At 72.1% G+C, this 22,471-nt stretch carries 20 protein-coding genes; 7 read left to right on the top strand and 13 right to left on the bottom strand.

Translation table 11 applies throughout. From position 1 onward, the window contains the following. Nucleotides 1-58 precede the first annotated feature (58 nt). The 4 genes from FHU40_RS16810 to mnhG are packed head-to-tail and all read left to right on the top strand — an operon-like array spanning nt 59 to nt 2,947. Nucleotides 59-1,744 carry a Na+/H+ antiporter subunit D gene (locus FHU40_RS16810; RefSeq protein WP_183593384.1) on the top strand — a complete coding sequence of 562 codons (1,686 nt, stop codon included), beginning with the start codon at nt 59-61 and terminating at the stop codon, nt 1,742-1,744. Then, nucleotides 1,741-2,310, top strand: coding sequence for a Na+/H+ antiporter subunit E (locus FHU40_RS16805; protein ID WP_183593383.1), 570 nt, complete (start codon nt 1,741-1,743; stop codon nt 2,308-2,310). Before FHU40_RS16810 ends, FHU40_RS16805 begins: the two co-directional genes overlap by 4 nt. Next, nucleotides 2,307-2,585: a monovalent cation/H+ antiporter complex subunit F gene (locus tag FHU40_RS16800; RefSeq protein ID WP_183593382.1), complete on the top strand. Its 279-nt coding sequence runs from the start codon at nt 2,307-2,309 to the stop codon at nt 2,583-2,585. The genes FHU40_RS16805 and FHU40_RS16800 overlap by 4 nt, the downstream gene beginning before the upstream one ends. Then, on the top strand, nt 2,582-2,947 hold the full coding sequence (mnhG, locus tag FHU40_RS16795; protein WP_183593381.1) for a monovalent cation/H(+) antiporter subunit G: 366 nt from the start codon (nt 2,582-2,584) through the stop codon (nt 2,945-2,947). The genes FHU40_RS16800 and mnhG overlap by 4 nt, the downstream gene beginning before the upstream one ends. Before the next feature lie 283 nt (nt 2,948-3,230). Here mnhG and FHU40_RS16790 read toward each other — a convergent pair whose 3' ends face one another. The 13 genes from FHU40_RS16790 to ilvD (FHU40_RS16730) all read right to left on the bottom strand — a co-directional run bounded on the left by FHU40_RS16790 (nt 3,231) and on the right by ilvD (FHU40_RS16730) (nt 17,044). Then, nucleotides 3,231-4,859 carry an amidohydrolase gene (locus FHU40_RS16790; RefSeq protein WP_183593380.1) on the bottom strand — a complete coding sequence of 543 codons (1,629 nt, stop codon included), beginning with the start codon at nt 4,857-4,859 and terminating at the stop codon, nt 3,231-3,233. 160 nt (nt 4,860-5,019) lie between these two features. Further along, on the bottom strand, nt 5,020-6,048 hold the full coding sequence (locus FHU40_RS16785; protein WP_246391057.1) for an SIS domain-containing protein: 1,029 nt from the start codon (nt 6,046-6,048) through the stop codon (nt 5,020-5,022). A gap of 5 nt (nt 6,049-6,053) precedes the next feature. Then, nucleotides 6,054-7,190: an N-acetylglucosamine-6-phosphate deacetylase gene (nagA, locus tag FHU40_RS16780; RefSeq protein WP_183593379.1), complete on the bottom strand. Its 1,137-nt coding sequence runs from the start codon at nt 7,188-7,190 to the stop codon at nt 6,054-6,056. Then, nucleotides 7,183-8,214 (bottom strand): Gfo/Idh/MocA family protein, encoded by a 1,032-nt coding sequence (locus FHU40_RS16775; RefSeq protein ID WP_183593378.1) that lies wholly within the window; start codon nt 8,212-8,214, stop codon nt 7,183-7,185. Before FHU40_RS16775 ends, nagA begins: the two co-directional genes overlap by 8 nt. Beyond that, the gene (locus FHU40_RS16770; RefSeq protein WP_183593377.1) at nt 8,211-9,206 is read right to left on the bottom strand and encodes a Gfo/Idh/MocA family oxidoreductase; all 996 of its coding nucleotides are present in this window, start codon (nt 9,204-9,206) and stop codon (nt 8,211-8,213) included. The genes FHU40_RS16775 and FHU40_RS16770 overlap by 4 nt, the downstream gene beginning before the upstream one ends. Before the next feature lie 7 nt (nt 9,207-9,213). Continuing rightward, nucleotides 9,214-10,152 (bottom strand): ROK family protein, encoded by a 939-nt coding sequence (locus tag FHU40_RS16765; RefSeq protein ID WP_246391045.1) that lies wholly within the window; start codon nt 10,150-10,152, stop codon nt 9,214-9,216. A gap of 65 nt (nt 10,153-10,217) precedes the next feature. Further along, nucleotides 10,218-11,042, bottom strand: a complete 825-nt coding sequence (locus FHU40_RS16760) for a carbohydrate ABC transporter permease (RefSeq protein WP_183593375.1) — start codon at nt 11,040-11,042, stop codon at nt 10,218-10,220. Next, nucleotides 11,042-11,983 (bottom strand): ABC transporter permease subunit, encoded by a 942-nt coding sequence (locus FHU40_RS16755; protein ID WP_183593374.1) that lies wholly within the window; start codon nt 11,981-11,983, stop codon nt 11,042-11,044. The genes FHU40_RS16760 and FHU40_RS16755 overlap by 1 nt, the downstream gene beginning before the upstream one ends. Next, complete coding sequence (locus tag FHU40_RS16750) at nt 11,980-13,278, bottom strand: extracellular solute-binding protein (RefSeq protein WP_183593373.1); 1,299 nt, start codon at nt 13,276-13,278, stop codon at nt 11,980-11,982. The genes FHU40_RS16755 and FHU40_RS16750 overlap by 4 nt, the downstream gene beginning before the upstream one ends. Nucleotides 13,279-13,378: 100 nt before the next feature. Then, on the bottom strand, nt 13,379-14,155 hold the full coding sequence (locus tag FHU40_RS16745) for an IclR family transcriptional regulator domain-containing protein (RefSeq protein WP_183593372.1): 777 nt from the start codon (nt 14,153-14,155) through the stop codon (nt 13,379-13,381). A gap of 201 nt (nt 14,156-14,356) precedes the next feature. Beyond that, nucleotides 14,357-14,743 (bottom strand): hypothetical protein, encoded by a 387-nt coding sequence (locus FHU40_RS16740; protein ID WP_221199872.1) that lies wholly within the window; start codon nt 14,741-14,743, stop codon nt 14,357-14,359. Nucleotides 14,744-14,934: 191 nt separating this feature from the next. After that, entirely contained in the window at nt 14,935-15,219 is a 285-nt protein-coding gene (locus tag FHU40_RS16735; protein WP_183593371.1) for a hypothetical protein, read from the bottom strand. A 130-nt stretch (nt 15,220-15,349) separates the two neighbouring features. Then, nucleotides 15,350-17,044, bottom strand: a complete 1,695-nt coding sequence (ilvD, locus tag FHU40_RS16730) for a dihydroxy-acid dehydratase (RefSeq protein ID WP_183593370.1) — start codon at nt 17,042-17,044, stop codon at nt 15,350-15,352. 45 nt (nt 17,045-17,089) lie between these two features. Here ilvD (FHU40_RS16730) and ilvD (FHU40_RS16725) point away from each other — a divergent pair, with 45 nt between their 5' ends. The 3 genes from ilvD (FHU40_RS16725) to FHU40_RS16715 all read left to right on the top strand — a co-directional run bounded on the left by ilvD (FHU40_RS16725) (nt 17,090) and on the right by FHU40_RS16715 (nt 22,309). After that, on the top strand, nt 17,090-18,937 hold the full coding sequence (ilvD, locus tag FHU40_RS16725; protein WP_183593369.1) for a dihydroxy-acid dehydratase: 1,848 nt from the start codon (nt 17,090-17,092) through the stop codon (nt 18,935-18,937). A 76-nt stretch (nt 18,938-19,013) separates the two neighbouring features. Then, the gene (locus FHU40_RS16720) at nt 19,014-19,748 is read left to right on the top strand and encodes a beta-phosphoglucomutase family hydrolase (protein WP_183593856.1); all 735 of its coding nucleotides are present in this window, start codon (nt 19,014-19,016) and stop codon (nt 19,746-19,748) included. Next, nucleotides 19,745-22,309 carry a glycoside hydrolase family 65 protein gene (locus tag FHU40_RS16715; RefSeq protein ID WP_183593368.1) on the top strand — a complete coding sequence of 855 codons (2,565 nt, stop codon included), beginning with the start codon at nt 19,745-19,747 and terminating at the stop codon, nt 22,307-22,309. Before FHU40_RS16720 ends, FHU40_RS16715 begins: the two co-directional genes overlap by 4 nt. The last annotated feature ends 162 nt before the right edge of the window (nt 22,310-22,471 follow it).

Raw genomic sequence — 22,471 nt, 5'->3', positions numbered from 1 at the left:
GAGACTGTGGGCCTCCCCCGCTCCGCTCCTCCAGCCCACACCTCCGCGGAGACCACGCATGAACGCGCTGGTGCCGCTGCCGGTGATCCTCCCCCTGCTCGGGGCCGGCCTGACCCTGATGCTGAGCAGGCGTCCCGGGCTCCAGCGCGCGGTGAGCACCACCGTGCTGGCCGTCGTCGTGGTGGTCGCCGCGATCCTGGTCTACCAGGCCGACCAGCACGGTCCCCAGGTGATCGCGATCGGCGCCTGGCAGGAGTCGCTCGGGATCTCCCTGGTCGCGGACCGGCTGTCCGCCGTGATGCTGCTGGTCTCCGCGATCGTCACGCTCGCGGTCCTCGTCTACTCGATCGGCCAGGGCATGACCGGCGACGAGCACGAGACGCCGGTGACGATCTACCACCCGACGTTCCTGGTGCTCAGCGCCGGCGTCTCCAACGCCTTCCTGGCCGGGGACCTCTTCAACCTGTTCGTGAGCTTCGAGATCCTGCTGTTCGCGAGCTACGTGCTGCTGACCCTCGGCGGCACGGGCGCCCGGATCCGCGCGGGCACGATCTACGTCGTCGTCAACGTGCTGTCGTCGAGCCTGTTCCTGATCTCGCTGGCCGCGGTGTACGCCGCCACCGGCAGCCTCAACCTCGCCCAGCTCGCGGGCCGGCTCGACGACCTGCCCGGGTCGGTCGCGCTCCTGCTGCAGCTCCTGCTGCTCACGACGTTCGCGATCAAGGCGGCGGTGTTCCCGCTGTCCTTCTGGCTGCCCGACAGCTATCCGACCGCGCCGGCACCCGTCACCGCCGTGTTCGCCGGCCTGCTCACCAAGGTCGGCGTGTACGCGATCATCCGGACGCAGACCCTCCTCTTCCCCGACAGCCCGCTCACCGACCTGCTGCTGTGGGCCGCGCTCCTCACGCTGGTGGTCGGCATCCTGGGCGCGGTCGCGCAGACCGAGATGAAGCGGATGCTGTCCTTCACACTCGTCAGCCACATCGGCTACATGGTGTTCGGCATCGCCCTCGGCACGATGGCGGGCTACTCCGGCGCCATCTTCTACGTCGTCCACCACATCACCATCCAGACCGCCCTGTTCCTGGTGCTGGGCCTGATCGAGCGTCAGGCCGGCAGCACCAGCCTGATCAAGCTGGGCGGGCTGGCCCGGTACGCGCCGCTGCTCGCCGTCCTGTACTTCGTGCCGGCCATGAACCTGGCGGGGATCCCCCCGATGTCCGGCTTCCTCGGCAAGGTGGCGCTCACCGAGGGAGGCCTGCAGGTCGGCACCCCGCTGGCGTACACGGTCGTCGCGGCGGGCATGGTGACCAGCCTGCTCACGCTGTACGCCGTCGCGAAGGCCTGGAACCTCGCCTTCTGGCGCACCCCCGGGCAGGCTCACGAGATGGCGCAGGAGCTGTCCGACCCCACCGGCTGGCCCGGCTCGCGCGAGGTCGTCCAGCACCGGGGGCACGTGCACGTCGGCGCCAACACCTTCGGGGCGCGCGACCTGGACGAGGCCCGCAGCATCCTCGACGAGGACGACGACAGCCACCAGGACTTCCACCAGCGCATCGAGGCGGGCACGGTCCCCTCCCGGCTGCCGCGGACCATGGTCGGCGCCACGGCCGCTCTGATCGCCTTCAGCCTGGCCCTGACCGTCGCGGCCGGCCCGGTCTTCGACTACACCGGGCGCGCGGCCCGCGACATCCTCGACCGCGGCATCTACGTCTCCTCGGTGCTGGGCGAGGGGTCACGATGAGGCCGGTCCCGAAGCAGCGCCGCGGGGTGACACCCAGGGCGCGCCTGCGCGTCCTGCAGCTGCCGGTCGTGCTCTGGCTGACGTTGGTGTGGGTGGCGCTTTGGGGCGAGCTGTCGGCCGCCAACGTCGTCTTCGGACTCGTGGTCTCCATAGTGGTCTGCCTGGTGTTCCCGCTGCCGACCCTGCCGATGGATCTCCACATCCGCCCGCTGCGACTGGTCTGGCTGGTGCTCCGGTTCCTCGGCGACGTGGTCGTCGCGAGCGTCGAGGTCGCCTGGATCACCCTGCGGTTCTGGCGCGAGCCGCGCAACGCGGTGATCGAGGTCGACCTCGAGACGTCGTCCGACTTCGTGCTCACGGTGGTCGCCGAGATGGTCTCCCTGGTGCCGGGCAGCCTCGTGGTCGAGGCCCGGCGGTCCACCCACACCCTGTTCCTCCACGTGCTCGACGCGCGGGACACGGCGGGCGTCGACAAGATGCGCTCCCAGGTCTACGCACTCGAACGCCGCGTGGTCCGCGCGCTCGGCACCGAGACCCAGCGCCTGCCCGAGGGAGGCACACCGTGAGCGTCGTACTCGTCGTCTGCGTGGTGGTGCTGGGCGTGGCCGCCCTGCTCCTGGTCGCGCGGATCTCCCTGGGGCCCACGATGCTCGACCGCGTCGTGGCGCTCGACGTACTGGTGGCGGTGGTGATCTGCGGACTCGCACTCGAGGCCGCGGTCCACCGGCACACGACCACGCTGCCGATCCTGGTAGTGCTCTCGCTGCTCGGGTTCGTGGGCTCGGTGAGCGTCGCCCGGTTCAGCCCGGGCAGCGACGACGTCGAGGCGGAGGGGTCATGAGCTGGACCGCGCTGGCCGACGGCATCGCCGCGGCGTGCCTGGTGACCGGTGCGCTGCTCGCCCTGGTGGCGGCGATCGGGGTCCTCCGGTTCCCCGACGTGCTCACCCGGATGCACTCGGCGACCAAGCCCCAGGTGCTCGGCCTGCTGCTGATCCTGGTCGGCCTCGGCTTCCGGCTACGCGATCCCGGCACGATCGGGCTGCTCGCCATGGTGGCTCTCTTCCAGCTGGTGACCTCGCCGATCGCCAGCCACATGGTCGGGCGGGCGTCGTTCCGGGCCGGCCAGGTGCGCCGCGACCTGCTGGTGGTCGACGAGCTCACCGACCTGCTCGCGGACGAAAGGCCGCGAGAGGGCGACTGACCCCTCGGCTGCCCGGTCGGTCCGCTCTCGTCGCACCTGCTCGGATCGTGCAGAGTCGTGTGTGCCCGAGGCCCGGGGTGGGCGGCCCAGGGTGGGCGGCCCAGGCACCTGCGCAGTCGGGTCCGGCGGGTCACCAGCGCCCCGGCGCCCACCTGACAGCCGAAGCCCGCACGGCACGCCGCGTCGGCACGGCGTGCCGTGCGGGTTCCGGCTGCCAGCAGCCGAAACCCGCGAGGGCGCTCCAGACGCCGGGCTCGACGGATCCAGCACGAGAGCCGGTCGGTCAGTCGCCGAACAGCAGGCCCGGATCGTGCGCGGCCACGCCGTCGACGAGGGTGGCCAGCACGCGGATCCCCTCGATCGCCGCGGCGTCGACGGTGGTCGGGTCGTCGTCGAGCACCGCCAGGTCGGCGAGCCGGCGACCGGCGATCGTGCCGACCTCGTGCTCCCGCCCGGCGGCGTACGCCGCGTGCACGGTGTACGCACGCAGGCCCTCCTCGGCCGAGACGCGCTCGCGGGCGCCGTACGGCTCGCCGGAGTCGGTGCGCCGCTCGACCATGGCGCGGATCCCGAGCAGCGGCGCCCCGGGGGCGACCGGCCGGTCCGAGCTCGCGGCCACGACGACGCCCGCGTCGAGCAGGCTGCGCTGCCGGATCGACCAGTCGACGCGAGCGGCGCCGAAGTGGTGGGCGAGCACATCGCCGAACTCGCTGATGAACGCGGGCTGGATGACCACCACGATGCCGAGCCGACGCAGGCGGTCGACCTGATCGGGCCTGATCAGCCCGCCGTGCTCGACACGATGCCGGCGCCGGCGCACCTCCGCGACGGATCCGGCCTCCTCCAGCGCGTCGAGGAGGAGGTCGACCGCCCGGTCGCCCATCGCATGGGCGGCGACCTGCCATCCGGCACGATGCGCATCGACGATGATCCGGCGCAGCCGGCGCGGATCGTCGACGAGGTGGGCGTCGGGGTCGCCGTCGGCGCCGGTCGCGGCCCCGCCCGCGGATCCGGCGCCGTCGAGCCACACCTTCATCGCGGCGATCCGGACCCGGTCGTCACCGAAGCCGGTGTGCAGCCCGAGGTCGAGGCCGAACCGGGCGGCGTCGGCGGGGTGGTGCGGCAGGTCGTGAAGGAGCTCGCTGTAGACCATCAGGTGCGCGCGCGTGTGCGCCCGGCCGGTGCGGGCGGCGAGCTGCCAGGCACCGATCTCGAGCGGACTGTGGTCGACGCCCGGGCAGCCGATGCCGGCCTCGGTGATGCTGGTGACTCCCTCGCTGACGTACTGCCGGGTCGCGACCTCGATCGCGGTGACCATGTCCTCGACCGACCCGGGTCCCACGACCTCCTTCACGAGCTCCATCGCGGCCTCCTCCAGCAGGCCGGTCGGCTCGCCGTTCGCGTCGCGACCCACGTAGTCGACCGCGGCGGCGGGCAGCGGGTGCGGCAGCAGCCGGAGCACCGCGGACGAGACCGCGCACAGGTGGCCGGAGCGGTGCGTGAGCCAGACCGGGCGACCGCCCGCCGCCCGGTCGAGCTCGGCACTGGTCGGGTGGCGCTCCGGCCGGTCCCGGTCGCGGTAGCCGACGCCGACGACCCAGGCGCCGTCCGGCAGGCCGTCGGCGTGCTCGGCCACCCGGTCGAGCACGGCCTCGGTGGTCGGGGCGTCGCTGAGCTCGAGCTGCGTGGCCGCGACGCCGTACGACGTGGTGTGGCAGTGCGCGTCGTGGAAGCCCGGCACCACGGTGGCGCCGTCCAGGTCGACGACGTGGGTTGCGCGACAGCCGGCGACCTCGTCGTCGACGCCGACGATCCGGCCGTTCCAGATGCCGATGCTGGTGGCCCGGGGACGGCTCGGGTCCATGGTGTGCACCGTGGCGTGGCGGATCAGGAGGTCCAGGGGGCGGCTCATCCGGTCGATCCCGTGCCAGCGGTGGGTGACGCACCGAATCCACCGTTCGGCACGTGGACCAGCCACCGCCGCCCGCCGGCCGGGCTCAGCGGCGGTGGGTCCCCCACCTTCTCCCGAGCGTGGTCGGTGGACCAGCCACCGCCGCCCGTCGTCACCGCGCTCATCCGGCCTCCTCAGGGTCGGTCTGGGTGACCTTGCGCAGGCCACGAGGCGCGTCGGGGTCGAGCCCGAGGCCGCGCGCCAGGCCCTCGACCACCAGCTGGCCGGCGGCCACGAGGCCGATCGGGGCGAGGATCTCCGGCAGGTCCGGGCCGGCGACGTGGGCGTCGACGCCTGCTGCCAGGCCGATCCCGACCACGGCGGCGCCGCGCGAGCGGAGCTCCGGCACCAGGCCGGTGAGACCGGCGAGCACCGGCCCGTCCCGGGGCGCGACGACGATGGCGGCGACCCGGTCGTCGACGATCGCGATCGGCCCGTGTCGCAGGTCGGCGTACGACAACCCGGGCACCGGGCGCAGGCAGGTCTCCTCCAGCTTCAGTGCGAGCTCCGCCGCGACGGCGTACCCGAGGCCGCGGCCGGTGACGAGGGTGCGCGGCCGGCCGAGCAGCACGTCGACGGCCCTCTCGATGCCGGATCGCCCGCGGACCAGCTCGGCCACGGCGTCCGGCACCCGCTCGATCCCCCGCACCGCGCCCGGCGTGGGCGCGAGCGCATCGGCCAGGAGCGCCATGGCCACCAGCTGGGCGGTGAAGGTCTTCGTGGCCGGGATCGCCCGCTCCGGTCCGGCCGCGGTCACGAGCGCGAGATCGGCGCCGCGGGCGAGGGCGCTGTCGCCGACGTTCGTGACGGCCACGGTCGCCGCTCCACAGGTCCGGGCCCAGGCCAGCGTCTCGACCAGCTCGGCGGTCTCGCCCGACTGCGAGAGACAGACGACGAGGGCGTGGCCCAGGTCGACGCGGCGGCGGTACGCCGTGGCCACGCTGGGCGCGAGGGCGGCGGCGGCGCGGCCGGCGACGATCTCGGTGAGGTAGCGGCCGTAGGTCGCGGCGTTGTCGGAGGAGCCGCGCGCCGCGAACAGCACCTGCCGGCGGCCGACCGCCAAGCGGCGCACGTCGTCGGTGCGCGGGCGCAGGGCCGCGACGGTCCGCGCGATCGCGGCCGGCTGCTCGAGGATCTCCTCGCGCATCATCGTGGTCACGCGGGGTGCACCTCGCCCCCGACCATCGTCCAGAGCAGCCGGTGCCGGTCGTCGAACGCGGCGAGGTCCGCGTTCCTGCCGACCGCGATCGTGCCGTGGCTGGCCCCGAGGCCGAGCAGCCGGGCCGGCACCTCCGTGGCGGAGCGGACCGCCTCCTCCCACGGGACGTCCGCCCACCGGGCGAAGTTGGCGACCGCGCGGTCGAGCGTGAGCGTGCTCCCGGCCAGGGTGCCGTCGGCCAGCCGCACGGCGCCGTCCGCGACCGTGACGCGCTGCTCCTCCAGCTCGTACTCCCCCGCGGGCAGGCCGGTCGCGGAGATCGAGTCGCTGACCAGCGCGATGCCGCGCACCCCCTTCGCCCGCGCGACGAGGCGGATCGCCGTCGGGTGCACGTGGACGCCGTCCGCGATCACCTCGCAGACGAGCCGATCGTCGGTGAGCGCGACCCCGATCAGGCCGGGCTCGCGATGGTGGAAGGGCGCCATCCCGTTGAAGAGGTGCGTGACGCTGCGGACCCCGGCGTCCACGGCACGGGTGGTCTGCTCGGCCGAGGCGACGGAGTGCCCCGCCGAGCAGACCACGCCGTTCTCGACCGCGAGCGCGATGACGCCGACGGAGTCCTCCGGCGCGACGGTCATCAGGCGGAGGTGGCCATCGGCCGCGGCGAGCATCTCCCGGAGGAGGTCCGGGTCCGGCGTCCGCACGGAGTCCGGGCGGAACGCCCCGAGCGCGTGCGGGCTGATGAAGGGGCCCTCGACGTGGACCCCGAGGATCCGGGCGCCCCGGGGCGGTCCGGTGGCGAGGCGCGCCCGGACGGCGTCGATGCCGTCGAGGATGTGCTGGCGGCTCCCGCCGACGGTGGCCAGGAAGCCGGTCACCCCGTGCTCGGCGTAGAACGTCGCGAGCCGGTCGAGGTCGGCGTCCGGACCGTCGATCACCTGGACTCCGGCGCCGCCGTGGGTGTGCAGGTCGATCAGCCCGGGCACGACGGTCGCGCGGGACGCGTCGAGCACGCCCGCGGCACGCGGCGGCTCGATGCCGGCGATGCGGCCGTCGGTGATCGTGAGCGTCACCGGCCCGACGAGCTGACCCTCGACGAGCGCGCGGCCGGCGAGGACCGCCGTCTCAGCCACGGTCGTCCGTCGTGACGAACCCCTCCGCCGCCACCGAGGCGTACGCCGCGCAGGCGACCTCGACCGCGCGCAGTCCGTCCTCGCCGGTGGCGCACGGATCGAGGACGCGCCCGTGGGCGACGGACCGCAGGAACGCCTCGACCATGGCCTGGTCGATGTCCGGCTCGAACGGGACGTGCGCGTGGGTGCGGCCGTCGTGCCGACCCGAGACGGCGAGCGACTCCCGTCCGGTCGCGATCGTGAGCGAGCCCTCGCTGCCGAGGAGCCGCAGGTAGAAGTCGTAGTCCCACGGGCTCTCCGGGGTGACCGACCAGCTGGGATCGATGCTGGCGGGCACGCCCTCCTCGAAGACGACCGAGACGAGCGCGCTGTCCTCGACCTCGGTGTCGACGAAGAGCGTCGCGGTCTCGGCCAGCACCTCGCGAGCCTCGAGTCCGGTGACGAAGCGCATCGCGTCGAGCACGTGCACGGAGTGGTCGATGAGCGCGCCGCCGCCGGCCGGCCCGGCCTCGGTGATCCAGGAGGGGTAGCGCGGCGTGAGCGGCGGACGGCCGCGGTTCCCGCCGACCATGCCGCGCACCCGGCCGAGCTCGCCCCGGGCGACGACGTCCCGGGCGTCCAGGAGCGCGGGGTAGAACCGGGAGACGAACGCCGTGTGCAGCTGCACTCCGTGCTCGGCACAGGTCGCGACCATCGCCTCGGCGTCGGCGACCGTCGTCGCCAGCGGCTTCTCGCACAGCACGTGGACGCCGTGCGAGGCGGCCAGCTCGACGAGATCGCGGTGCCCGGCGGTCGCGCTGCAGACCACGGCGGCCGCCGGACGGAGCCGGCCCAGCAGCCGGCCCAGCAGCCGGTCGGGGTCCGCGTCGAAGGGCACGCCCAGCCTCTCGGCGAACGGACCGCCGAGCTCGGGCGACCCGTCGTACACGCCGACCAGTCTGCCGCCGCGGCTGCGCTGCAGCGCGGCGGCGTACGACCTGGCGTGGGGCAGGTGCTCGCAGCCGAGCAGGACGACGTCGATCACGGTGACTCCGATCCGCGACGGGGCAGGTGGACCGTCCGGCGGGTGCGCAGCGACTCGACCGCCGCGAGCGCGACCTGGAGCGCCAGCAGACCCTCCTCGGCGGGCACCGGGCTCGGGCCGCCGGTCGCGACCGCGTCCAGGAACGCGGCCACCTCCGCCCGGAAGCCCCGGTCGCCGAGCTGACTGATCGCCTGCGGCGCGGCGCCGGCCCGCTTCACGCTGCCGACCGCGACGCCCGCATAGTCCCACGCGATCCGGCCGGCGCTGCCGGACAGCTCGGTGGCCAGCTCGAGGCCGTGCCCGGCCGGGTGCGCCCAGCTGGTCTCCACGACGGCGAGCGCGCCGCTGTCGTAGCGCACGGTCGCGACCGCGTAGTCGACCAGACCGTCGGGTCGGGTGGCGCCGACCGCGTGGACCCGCTCGGGGACGCCGCCGCACACCCAGGTCAGGTAGTCGAAGCTGTGGATCGCGAGGTCGAGCAGCGGCCCGCCCGACTGGTCGGGATCGGCCAGCCAGCCCTGCTCGCTCCAGCCCGGCAGCTCCCCGGTGATCGACTGCGACATCATCCGCACCTCGCCGATCCGACCGGCGCGCACGGCGTCGCGGGCGGCCCGGTGATCGGGCTCGAAGCGGGAGACGTGCCCGATCATCAACAGGCCCGGGCCGCGACGACCCGCCTCGACGATCCGCTCGCCGTCGGTGAGCGTCCGGGCGACCGGCTTCTCGCAGAGCACGTGCTTGCCGGCCGCGAGCGCCGCGACCGCGATGTCCGCATGGGTCGGTGACGGCGTGCACACGCTGAGCGCCTCGACGTCGGAGTCGAGCAGCGCCTCGACGTCGGCGAGCGGGCGGGCGCCGTACCGCTCGGCCAGGGCGGCCGCCTTCTCCGCGACCGGGTCCACGACGTAGGCGATCTCGGCGTCGGGGTGCGCGGCGTACGCCGCGGCGTGGGAGCCCGCGATGTAGCCGGCGCCGACCAGGGCGACCCTCACCACGACGTCACCACCGGGTCGACCGCCGGTCGTCGCGGAGCAGCCGTGAGCGGTGCGCCGCACCCAGCACGCCGGACTCGGCGCCGAGCGCGGCCGGCACCACCCGCACCGAGTTGGCGACGTCGGCGAGGTTCTCGTCGATCGTCTCCTGGAGCCGGTCGAGCAGCAGCGGCCCCACCTCGGACACGCCGCCGCCGACCATCAGCAGGTGCAGGTCGAGCACGGTCAGGTAGTCCGCCAGCACCCGCCCGAGATGGCTCGCGGCGTCGGTGATGGCGGCGATCGCGCGCTCGTCGCCGGCCGCCGCCGCGGCCGACACTGCCTCGACCCCGCCTCCGGGGAGACCGGCCGCCCGGGCGATCGCCGGCCCGGACGCGACGGTCTCCAGGCAGCCGTAGCGCCCGCAGTTGCACCGGATGCCGTCCGGCACGGCGCGGACGTGGCCGATCTCGCCGGCGAGCCCGCTCACGCCCCGGTGCACCTGCCAGTCGAAGACGAAGGACATGGAGACGCCGGTACCGAGGTTCAGGTAGGCCACGTCGGCCTGGCCGATGCCGGCGCCAGCCATCAGCTCACCGAACGCCGCGGCCTTCACGTCGTGGATGACGTTGGCGGGATGACCGACCGCGCTCTGCACCTCGGCCACGACCTCGCAGTCGGTCATCTTGAGCACCGGCGAGTCACGGACGACGCCGCGGACCGAGTCGATGGTCCCCGGCATGCCCAGTACGACGGGGCCGACGGCCAGACCACCCGAGCGAGCCACGGTGAGCAGGCCCGAGGCGACCTCGATGCAGGCCTCGACGACCGCGGCGCCGCCCTCGCGCGGTGTGGGGATCCGCTGTCGCGCCACCACCGAGCCGGAGGGCTCGATCACGACTCCGGCGATCTTGGTGCCGCCCACGTCGATGCCGATGCCGCCGGACGGCGATCCCGCCTCTGCCATGTCCACGCCACTCCCCCTCTCGTCCTGTCTCCTCGTCCCGGTCGCGACCCAGCGCCGTCCCGGTCTCACTTCATCCCTGTCGTGGCCATGCCCTCGATGAACCGCTTCTGCATGAACAGGAAGGCGATGAGGATCGGGAGGACGGTCATGGTCGCCGCCGCCATCTGGAGGTCGGTCCGGTCGACGTAGCGGCCGGCGAACTGGGCCAGGCCCAGCGGCAGCGTGTACATGTCGGACGTCGACGCCACCAGCAGCGGCCACAGGAACGACTCCCAGCTGACCACCAGCGTGAAGATCGTCAGGGCCGACAGCGCCGGCTTGGCCAGTGGCAGCACGATCCGGAAGAAGATCCGCAGCTCTCCGGCGCCGTCGACGCGGGCGCTCTCGATCAGCTCGTTCGGGATCGTCATCATGTACTGCCGCATCAGGAAGACCCCGAAGGCGTCGACGAGCGTCGGCATCACCATGCCGGCGTACGTGTTCAGCAGCTTGAGGTCGCTCGCCAGCACGTAGAGCGGGATCACCCGCACCTGGAACGGGATCATCAGCGTCGCGAGCACCACGACGAACAGCACGTCACGGCCCCAGAACGAGAACTTGGCGAAGGCGTAGCCGGCCATCGAGCTGGTCAGCAGCACGCTCACGACACTGATCGCGGCCACGAGCACGCTGTTGAGGAAGTAGCGGACGAAGTCCGCGGTGTCGAAGACCGCGCGGTAGTTGTCGAGGTTGACCTGCTCGGGCAGGAACGTCGGTGGGAAGGTCAGGATCTCCGGCAGCGTCTTGAACGACGCCAGCACCATCCACAGCAGCGGGGTCAGCATCGCCACCGCGCCCACGCTGAGCAGCAGGTACTTGGTGACGTCGAGGGTCCGGGTCGCGGCGCGCATCAGTACTCGAACTTCCGTTGGATGAGCCGGAACTGGATCAGGGTGGCGATCATGATCAGCACGAAGAGCAGGAACGCCGCCGCCGAGCCGTAGCCCATCTCCAGCGGCCGGAAGGTCTGCTCCACGACGTACAACACGACCGAGCGGGTGCTGCCCAGCGGTCCGCCCGGCAACTGCTGGGCGGACCCGGTCATCACGTAGACCTGGGTGAACAGCTGGAGGCCGTTGATCACGCCGATCACGGCGGCGAGCACGATGCTCGGGTTGAGCAGCGGCATGGTGATGTGCCGGAACCGTTGCCAGGCGCCGGCGCCGTCGATCCGCGCCGCGTCCATGACGTCGCGCGGGATCGCCTGGAGGCCGGCCAGGAACACCACCATGTAGAACCCGAGGTCGCGCCAGACGGTCATCAAGACGATGCCGTCGAGCGCCCAGTCGGGGCTGGCGAGCCAGCCCGGGCCCGAGATGCCCACCCAGCCGAGCACCGTGTTGACGAGGCCGAAGGACGGCTCCAGGAGCGCCTTCCACACGTAGCCGACCGCGACCAGGGAGGTCACCACCGGCACGAAGTAGATGGTGCGGAACAGGCCCCGGGCGCGCAGCCGCGCGTCGTTGAGGAGCACGGCCACGACCAGGGCCAGCAGGATCGTCGGCAGCACGCTGAGCACCGTGAAGTACAGCGTCACCTCCACCGACTGCCGGAAGCCGGAGTCGTCGAACAGCAGTCGGCGGTAGTTGTCGAGGCCGACGAACTCCTTGGCGCCGCCCAGCGGCCACTTGTAGAGGCTGTACTGCAGGGCCCGCGCCATCGGGTAGAAGACGGTGAGCCCGAAGAGCACGAGGGCGGGGGCGAGGAAGATGAAGGCCCACTTCGTCTGGTGACGTCGCAGGCCTCCCCTCGGCCTCGCCCCGCGTCCCCGGGGTACGGCGAGGGAGCTCACTCGAGCAGGCCCTTGCGCCGGTACAGTGCGCGCTCCTCCTCGGCTCCCTTGTCGACGGCCGACTGGACGTCCTTGCCGTTGAGGACGATCTGGTCCCAGATCTCCTGCTGGATCGCGAACGCGTCGTCCCAGCCCAGGGAGTCGTAGGGCATGGCGCCGTCGAGCGAGGCGAACCCGGCCGCGACGTTCGGGTCGTCCTGGAGCGACTCGTCCTCGAGCAGCGCGGACCGCGACGGCAGCTCGCCGCCCTCGGCGGTCCAGGTGCGCTGGGCGTCCTCGGAGGTCAGGTAGGTCACCCACTCCCAGGCGGCGTCCTGGTCGGCGCAGTCCTTCGACACGGCGTACGACCACGAGGTGTTGGCCACGGGCGCGAACGTCTCGTCGGCGACCGGCGGCGCGACGTGGACACTGAAGTTCAGGTCGGGCGCGGTCAGGTTGTAGACCCCGGTGAAGGTGTACTCCCGGAAGGTCATGCCGGCCTTGCCGATCGCGAACTTGCTCTGCTCGGCGAGGAACTCCGGCGAGTCCACGCCGTCGTCGAGGACCAGGCTGGTCAGCCGGTCCCAGGCCTGGTAGCCGGGCTCGGAGTCGTAGTTGACGTCGTTGGTCTCGTCGTTGACCAGGCCGTCCTCGTAGGCGAGGGTCGGCGCGCTGTAGTACCACTGGTAGGGCGAGGAGGAGATGTCCAGGCCGGCCTGGGTCAGCTTGCTGCCGTTGGTCTTGGTCAGCGCGATCGCGGCCTGGCGCAGGTCCTCCCAGGTGGCGAAGTCCTGGGTCGGGTCGAGACCGGCCTCCTCGAAGAGGTCGTCGTTGTAGAAGAGCAGCAGCGTCTGCACGTCGGTGGGCAGCGCGTAGTACTCGCCCTCGATCTTCAGCAGCCGGATCGACGCCGGGGTGAACGCCTCCTCGATCTCGTCGGCGGACATCACCGAGTCCGGCACCGGGGCGAGCTGCCCGCGGTCGTGGAACTCGGCCAGGATGTTCGCGGGGAGCTGGAACACGCAGGGGCCGTTGCCCGCCTCGAGCGCGGCTCCCAGCTTCTGGAAGTACGACTCGTACGGGATCGACTGGAAGTCGATGCTCGCGCCGTCGTACTCGTCGGCGAAGTTCTGCACCAGCTCCGCCCGGGCGTCGCTGTGGTGCTGCCAGTGGCTGATGGTGACGCTGCCCCCGTCGCCGTCACCGTCGCCGCCGTCGCGCTGCTGGGTGGCACTCTCACCCGAGCAGCCGGCCGCGGCGAGGCAGACGGCGAGGACCCCGAGAGTGGTCGCTTTCCTGACGATGTTCCGGCGCATGTGCACCCTCCGGTTCAGTCCTGCGTGTGTCTGTCACACAGACATGTCATCTGTGACACAGATGAGATGCAGTCGAAGGTAGGGACGCGCGTCGGCACTGTCAAGAGCCGACTCGACCACCGAGGGCTTTGCTGATCGCCGCGGCCGCGCCGAGGATCCGCGGCAGGAACTCCTCGACCCGCTCGCGGGTGAACCGGCTCGCGGGCCCGGCGACGGTGAGCGCCGCGACCGGATCGCCGTTCGGTCCGGGCACGGGGACCGACGCGCTCGTCAGGTCCGGGTCGAGGTCCTGGACCGAGGCCGCGTAGCCGCGCGCCCGGATCTCGTCGGTCACCTCGACCAGCCGATCGGGGACGCCGCCGTCCGCGAGATAGCGCTCCCGGAACGCCGGCGCGGCGTACGCCAGGAGGACCAGGCCGGTCGCGGACTCGTGCAGCGCGAGGCGCCGGCCGGGAGCCTCGACCATCCGGACCGAGCGCCGGCTCTCGGCCTTCTCGACGTAGATCACCGAGCCCTGGTCGAGCACGCCGAGCAGCACGGTCTCTCCGGTGCTCTCGGCGAGGTCCTCGACCACCGGGCGCGCGGCATCGCTGAGGTCGGAGTGCGACCGCGCCCGCTCCCCCAGCTCGAAGAGACCCCAGCCGAGCAGGTAGCGACCCTGGGAGTCGCGGCGCAGCAGGCCGCGGATCTCGTAGGTGGTGATGACGTTGTACGCCGCGGTGCGGGACGACCCGGTGCCCGCGGCGATCTCGGCCACGGTCAGCGGCCGATCGCTGGCGGCCAGCACCTCGAGCACGTCCAGCGCCCGCAGCAGTGACTTGACCGGTCGCAGCCGGCGGCCGTCGTCGCTCACCACGACGTCGTCGTCCTCGTCCACGGTGGGGATGATGCCGTGACTGCGGCGGGCGTGGGAAGTCCGCGCCCCCAGCTCCTCGGTTCGGCCCCGAGCGCTCCGGCGTTGGGCCGACACCCCCGCAGCGGTCGCCCCTCCGCGCGGCCGGGACGTCATACGTTCCGAGGAAGAGGACACACTGTCCGTATGACGTCCTCGGCCGGGTCGGGGCGCCGGCCCGGCTCGCTATCGACGCCGGCGTTCGCGGCCGGTGTCGAAGAAGCGATCGAGGTAGCGTCGAACACCCCGCCGGGAGTACCGCATGAGCGAGAAGACCTCCGCTCCGCTGTACGGACCGCCGTCCATCCGGTACGAGTCGGCGAACTCGACGTACTCGAGGGCGATGTCCTCGGCGTACTCCCTGGCCTCCGCCTCCGCGAGCTCGAACGCGTGATCCTCGCTCTCCGCCAGCCAGAGCGTGATCCGCTCCTCGTAGAGGGCCTCCCCGCGCCGCCGGCCGCGCCTCGACCTCCGGCCGATCTCCCCGGTGTCGCGGAAGACGCACCGCACCGCGAACCACGTCGGTCCGTCGGGGCCGTCGTCCCCCGGCATCTCGCCCGGCGCCGGGAGCATCAGAACTCCATGACGCCGGAGAGCACCACCACGACACCGACGATCACGGTCAGGCCGAGCACCCCCACACCGAGGACGACCAGCGTCCAGAACACGGAGAGGTTGAGATTCATCCGTCCGAGACCTCCTGCCTCATGTCGGTACGGGAGTGTCGGCCTCCACGGCCACCGGCCATCCGGCGATCTCTCGTCCTAGCCTCTCCCACGGAGCCAGAGGACGGCCAACCCGGCAAACCAGGAGATCCAGACCAGTCGACTGAGGAAGATGACACGCGTGCGCGTCTTGGTGCTCGTGCGCTGCACCGGCAGGTACCGGAGCAGGTAGGCGATCGCAACCGCCAGTCCTCCGACGATGGCCAGCACGGCGCTGGCGGCCTCGCGTCCTCCCCCCACGCCTCCGACCAGCGTGACGACGCCGCCGACAGCGATCGCGAGCGGCAGCGGGACGCACATGAGGAAGGCGTGGCTGTTGTACATGAGGTCGTCCCTGACGTCGATCGTCTGAGGCGAAGGAGGGCCGTCGGGACGTCGCCGGGACGTCATACGTTCCGAGGAGGAGGACACACTGTCCGTATGACGTCCGGCCGCGGCGGAGCGACCACAGCGGTCAGCTGGTGATCGCGCCGTGGGCGGCGGACTGGACCACCTTGGCGTACTTGCCGAGTACGCCGCGGGTGTACTTGGGCGGCAGCGGCTCCCAGCCGACCTTCCGGGATTCCCACTCGGCCTCGTCGGTGATCGCGACCTCGAGGGTGCGGTTGGCGACGTCGAGCGTGATCCGGTCGCCGTCGCGCAGGAACGCGATCGGGCCGGCGTCGACGGCCTCGGGGGCGATGTGGCCGACGCAGAGGCCGGTCGTACCGCCGGAGAAGCGGCCGTCGGTGACGAGCAGGACGTTCTTGCCGAGGCCCGCGCCCTTGATCGCGCCGGTGATCGCGAGCATCTCGCGCATGCCCGGGCCGCCCTTGGGGCCTTCGTAGCGGATCACCACCACGTCGCGCGGGGCGATCTCGCCACGCTCGAGCGCGTCCATCGCGGCGCGCTCGCCGTCGAAGACGCGGGCGGTGCCGGTGAAGACCGACTCGTCGAAGCCGGCGCTCTTCACCACGGCTCCCTCGGGGGCGAGCGAGCCCTTGAGGATGGTCAGCCCGCCGGTGGCGTGGATCGGCCGGTCGAGTCGGCGAAGCACGTCGTCGTCGAGCTCCGGCGGCGACAGCTCGGCGAGGTTCTCGGCCATGGTCCGACCGGTGACGGTGAGGCAGTCGCCGTGCATCAGGCCGGCGTCGAGCAGCGCCCTCATCACCACCGGGATGCCGCCGATCTTGTCGACGTCGTTCATGACGTAGCGGCCGAACGGCTTGAGGTCGCCGAGGTGCGGCACCTTGTCGCCGACCCGGTTGAAGTCGTCGAGGGTCAGGTCGACGTCGGCCTCGCGGGCGATCGCCAGCAGGTGCAGGACGGCGTTGGTCGACCCGCCGAGGGCCATCACGACCGCGATCGCGTTCTCGAACGCCTCCTTGGTCAGGATCTGACGCGCGGTGATGCCGGCGCGGAGCAGGCCGACGACGGCCTCACCGGAGCGGTGCGCGAAGCCGTCACGACGGCGGTCGACGGCGGGCGGCGCCGCCGAGCCGGGTAGCGACATCCCGATCGCCTCGGCGACCGCCGCCATCGTGTTCGCGGTGTACATGCCGCCGCACGCGCCCTCGCCCGGGCAGATCGCCCGCTCGATGCGGTCGACCTCGTCGCGGCTGATCCGGCCGGCCAGGCACGCCCCGACCGCCTCGAACGCGTCGATGATCGTGACGTCGTTGCCGTCGACCTGGCCCGGCATCGTCGACCCGGCGTACAGGAAGACGCTCGCCAGGTCGAGCCGGGCCGCGGCCATCAGCATGCCGGGCAGCGACTTGTCGCAGCCGGCGAGCAGCACCGAGCCGTCGAGCCGCTCGGCCATCATCACCGTCTCGACCGAGTCGGCGATCACCTCGCGCGAGACCAGCGAGAAGTGCATGCCCTCGTGGCCCATCGAGATGCCGTCGGAGACCGAGATCGTGCCGAACTCCAGCGGGTAGCCGCCGGCCGCGTGCACGCCGTTCTTCACCGCCTGCGCGAGGCGCTGCAGCGACAGGTTGCAGGGCGTGATCTCGTTCCAGCTCGAGGCGACGCCGATCTGCGGCTTCGCCCAGTCGTCGTCGCCCATCCCCACCGCTCGCAGCATGCCGCGGGCCGCGGCCCTCTCGAGGCCGTCGGTGACGTCGCGGGAGCGAGGCTTGATGTCGGGCGTCGGAGGCGTCTGGGTCATGGACCGAGGGTAGGGGGCGGGTCACCACCGGCATACCCTTGCGCCATGCCGACCCTCCGCTCCGCAACGTCGACCTCGGGCCGCAACATGGCCGGTGCGCGCGCCCTGTGGCGCGCGACCGGGATGACCGACTCCGACTTCGGGAAGCCGATCGTCGCGATCGCCAACTCCTTCACCGAGTTCGTGCCCGGCCACGTGCACCTGCGCGACCTGGGCAAGATCGTGGCCGAGCAGGTCGCCGCCTCCGGTGGCGTCGCGAAGGAGTTCAACACCATCGCCGTCGACGACGGCATCGCGATGGGCCACGCCGGCATGCTCTACTCGCTGCCCAGTCGCGAGCTGATCGCCGACGCCGTCGAGTACATGGTCAACGCGCACTGCGCCGACGCGCTCGTCTGCATCTCCAACTGCGACAAGATCACCCCGGGCATGCTGATGGCCGCGCTCCGGCTCGACATCCCGGTGGTGTTCGTGTCCGGCGGCCCGATGGAGGCCGGCAAGACCCAGGCGATCGAGGGGATCGTCCACTCCAAGCTCGACCTGGTCGACGCGATGGTGCTGGCCGTCAACGACGCCGTCACCGACGAGCAGCTCGACATCGTGGAGCGCTCGGCCTGCCCGACGTGCGGCTCCTGCTCGGGCATGTTCACCGCCAACTCGATGAACTGCCTCACCGAGGCGATCGGCCTGTCCCTGCCCGGCAACGGCTCCACCCTGGCCACCCACAGCTCGCGGCGCGGGCTCTTCGAAGAGGCCGGACGGCTCGTCGTCGAGCTCGCCAAGCGCTACTACGAGGACGACGACGAGTCCGTCCTCCCCCGCAACATCGCCACCCACGAGGCCTTCGAGAACGCCTTCGCCCTCGACGTCGCGATGGGCGGGTCGACCAACACGGTGCTGCACCTGCTCGCCGCCGCCCGGGAGGCCGGGATGACGTTCTCGGTCGACGACGTCGACGCCGTCTCGCGCCGGGTGCCCTGCCTGTCGAAGGTCGCGCCCAACACGCCCAAGTACCACATGGAGGACGTCCACCGGGCCGGCGGCATCCCCGCGCTCCTGGGCGAGCTCCACCGCGGCGGGATGCTCAACACCGGCGTGCACGCGATCCACAGCCCGTCGCTCCAGCAGTGGCTCGACGAGTGGGACATCCGCAGCGGCTCCGCCAGCGACGCCGCGCTCGAGCTCTTCCACGCGGCGCCCGGCGGCGTGCGTACGACGGAGGCGTTCTCGACCGACAACCGGTGGGGCTCGCTCGACACCGACGCGGCCGAGGGCTGCATCCGCGACGTCGAGCACGCCTACACCCGCGACGGCGGCCTCGCGATCCTCAAGGGCAACCTCGCCGAGGACGGCTGCGTCGTGAAGACCGCCGGCGTCCCGGAGGAGGTGTGGACCTTCTCCGGCACCGCGATCGTCTTCGAGAGCCAGGACGACGCCGTCGAGGGCATCCTCAACGGCAAGGTTCGCGAAGGCCACGTCGTGGTGATCCGCTACGAGGGTCCCAAGGGCGGCCCGGGCATGCAGGAGATGCTCTACCCGACCTCCTACCTCAAGGGGAAGGGCCTGGGCCAGAAGTGCGCCCTGATCACCGACGGCCGCTTCTCCGGCGGCACGTCGGGCCTCTCGATCGGCCATGTCTCCCCCGAGGCGGCCGGCGGTGGCACGATCGCGCTCGTCGAGGACGGCGACGCGATCTCGATCGACATCCCGAACCGCTCGATCGTCCTCGACGTCGACCCGCTGGTGCTCGACCAGCGGCGGGCCGCCCAGGAGAAGCGGGACCGTCCGTACACTCCGGTCGACCGCGACCGGGTCGTGTCGGCGGCGCTGCGCGCCTACGCCTCGATGGCCACCGCGGCCTCCGACGGCGCCTACCGCCGCGTCCCGGACTGACCGCCGACCGATTCCTGACTCGCCGGGTGCCGTCTCGGCGCGCCGGGGCCGGGGGCCCTAGCATTTTGCCGTGACCGTGACCTGGGCCGAGTACGACGCCGTGCTGTTCGATCTCGACGGCGTGATCACCCCGACCGCCGAGGTGCACATGCGGGCGTGGTCGGAGATGTTCAACGGCTTCCTCGCGGCGTACGCCGGGGCCGGCGACCGCTCGCCGTATGTCGACGCCGACTACTTCGCGCACGTCGACGGCAAACCGCGCTACGACGGCGTCCGCGACTTCCTGGGCTCGCGCGGCATCGAGCTGCCCGAGGGCACGCCCGACGACCCCGCCACCGCCGAGACCGTCTGCGGCCTGGGCAACCGCAAGAACGAGGCCTTCAACGCGGTGCTCGAGCGCGACGGCGTCACGCCGTACCCCGGCTCGGTGCTGCTGCTCGACCACCTCCAGGGCCTGGGCCTGCCGCTCGGCGTCGTGTCGTCGTCGGCCAACGCGCCGGCCGTGCTCGAGGCCGCGGGGCTGCTCGACCGGTTCGGCACGGTCGTGAGCGGCACCGTCGCCCACGACCTCGGCCTGCGCGGGAAGCCGGCACCCGACACGTTCCACCACGCGGCCGAGGTGCTGGGCTCCGCCCCTGCCCGCGCCGTCGTGCTCGAGGACGCCGTCTCAGGGGTCCGCGCGGGCCGGGCCGGGGACTTCGGCCTGGTCGTCGGCGTCGACCGCGGCGCCGGGGTCGACCGGCTGACCGAGGCGGGTGCCGACGTCGTCGTGACCGACCTGGCCCAGCTGGTCCCCGGGAGCGCGGCATGAGCCGCCACGTCGGCCCCGACCCGCTCGACCGTGGCCGCTTCCCGGCCGACGAGTGGGGCCTGGTCGAGACCAGCTACAGCACGGTCGACCTCGGCCTGACCGAGACGCTGTTCACGGTCGCGAACGGCTACCTCGGCATGCGCGACAACCCCGAGGAGGGCCGCCCGGCGTACTCCAACGGCACCTACGTCAACGGCTTCCACGAGACCTGGGAGATCCGGCACGCCGAGGCGGCCTTCGGCTTCGCGCGCACCGGGCAGACGATCGTCAACGTGCCCGACACCAAGGTGCTCAAGCTGTACGTCGACGACGAGCCGCTCACGTTCGGCACGTCCGACCTGGAGCACTACGAGCGCCACCTCAACTTCCGCGACGGCGTGCTGCACCGACAGCTGATCTGGCGCACCCCCTCGGGCAAGCTCGTGCAGGTCGACACCACCCGCATGGTGTCGATGACCCAGCGGCACCTCGCGCTGATGACCCTCGAGGTACGGATGCTCAAGGGCGACGCGCCCGTGGTCGTCTCCTCGCAGATCCTCAACCGGCAGGACGGCCGCGACGAGTACCACGGCCGCAACATCGCCACCGCCGTCGAGCCCCTGGACCCGCGCAAGGCCGGCGCGTTTACCGACCGGGTGCTGCTGCCGCGGATGCACTACGCCAACGACGACCGGATGCTGCTCGGCTACCAGTGCGCGAGCTCCGGGATGACGATCGCGGTCGCCGCCGACCACGTGCTCACCACCACCGACCGGCACGAGGTCGTGGCCCGTGCCGACGAGGACCAGACCAAGATGGTCTACCGGATCGACGCGACCGAGGGCACCACGACCCGGCTCGAGAAGCTGGTCACCTACCACTCCTCGCGCGGCGTACCGGTGCGAGAGCTCTCCGACCGCTGCGACCGCACCCTCGACCGGGCGGCCCGCTACGGCGTCGCCCACTACGTCAGCGACCAGCGCGACTGGTACGCCCGGTTCTGGGCCGCGGCGGACGTCGAGATCGCGACCCCGACCCCGCAGCACCGGGCCGTGCAGCAGGCGATCCGCTTCAACCTGTTCTCCCTGGCTCAGGCCACGGCGCGCATCGACGGGCTCGGCGTGCCCGCCAAGGGCGTGACCGGCTCGGGCTACGAGGGCCACTACTTCTGGGACACCGAGGTCTACGTCCTGCCGTTCCTGACCTACACCTCGCCGGACGTCGCGCGCAACGCACTGCACTTCCGGTCGGTGATGCTGCCGGCGGCACGCGAGCGGGCGCGCGAGATGGCGCAGACCGGCGCGCTCTACCCCTGGCGCACGATCAACGGCGAGGAGGCATCCGCGTACTACGCCGCCGGCTCGGCCCAGGTGCACATCGACGCCGACGTGGCCTACGCCCTGATGAAGTACGTGCGCGCGACCGACGACCGCGGCTTCCTGGTCCGCGAGGGCATCGACATCCTGGTCGAGACCGCCCGGATGTGGGCCGACCTGGGCTTCTGGCGCAGCAACGGCGAGCGGTCCTTCCACATCCACGGCGTCACCGGGCCCGACGAGTACACCACCGTCGTGAACAACAACCTGTTCACCAACGTGATGGCCCGGGCCAACCTCGAGGAGGCGGCGCGGGCCGTGCACCGGATCCGCGCCCACGACCCCGAGGGCTGGGTGCGGGTGGCCGCCCGCCTCGGCATCGCCGACGGCGAGGCCGACGAGTGGCAGCGCTGCGCCGACGGCATGGCGATCCCCTTCGACGAGGGCCTCGGCATCCACCCGCAGGACGACTTCTTCCTCGACCGCGAGGTCTGGGACCTCTCCCGCACCCCGTCCGAGACCCGCCCGCTGCTGCTGTACTACCACCCGCTGGTCATCTACCGCTTCCAGGTGCTCAAGCAGGCCGACGTCGTGCTGGCGCTCTTCCTCCAGGGCGACCGGTTCACGCTCGAGGAGAAGCGCGCCGACTTCGAGTACTACGACCCGATCACCACCGGCGACTCGACGCTGTCGGCGGTCGTCCAGTCCGTGATCGCCGCGGAGGTCGGCTATCACGACGCCGCGCTCGACTACTTCCACCAGTCGCTGTACGTCGACCTGGCCGACCTCCACCACAACACCGTCGACGGGCTGCACGTCGCATCCACGGGCGGCGTGTGGAGCGCGCTGGTCAACGGGTTCGGCGGGCTGCGCGACTACGGCGGCGAGCTGTCCTTCGACCCCCGGCTGCCGGCCACCTGGCCGTCGCTGACCTTCCGGCTCTGCTGGCGCGGCTCCCGGATGCTGGTGGAACTGACCCAGGAGCAGGTGCGGTTCTCGATCGTCGAGGGCGACGGCAAGGTCCCGGTCACGGTGCGCGGCACGTCGTACGTCGTGGCGCCCGACGCCCCGATCGTCGTACCGCTCCCCGACCAGGGCGACCGCATCGACGGTCTGCTCGGCGACCGCCCGGTCACCGGCGGCACCCGTGCCGACGGCAGCCGGATCACCGCCGGCGTGCCGGAGCCGATCCAGCCGCCCGAGGAGATGGAGCACACCGGCGAGATCCCGGCGTACGTCCCGGACCCGCCGATGCCGCCGATCTAGTGGTCATCGCTGTTGATACGTCGGGGGTATCCGTGCTCAGGGTGCGTGCCTCGCAAGGCGGCGGCGCGACGGCATACCTGGTTGTCTACCGAGCGTCGCCAACGCGGCGAGGTGCGTGCACTGGGCGCGTAGACCCTTGGTGAATCAACGGTGATGGCCACT

The sequence above is a fragment of the Nocardioides soli genome (genome assembly GCF_014191495.1).
In the GTDB taxonomy this organism is placed as follows: Bacteria; Actinomycetota; Actinomycetes; order Propionibacteriales; family Nocardioidaceae; genus Nocardioides; species Nocardioides soli.
The sequence above is the reverse complement of the archived record's forward strand: the minus strand, read 5'-3'. Positions and strand labels throughout refer to the sequence as shown.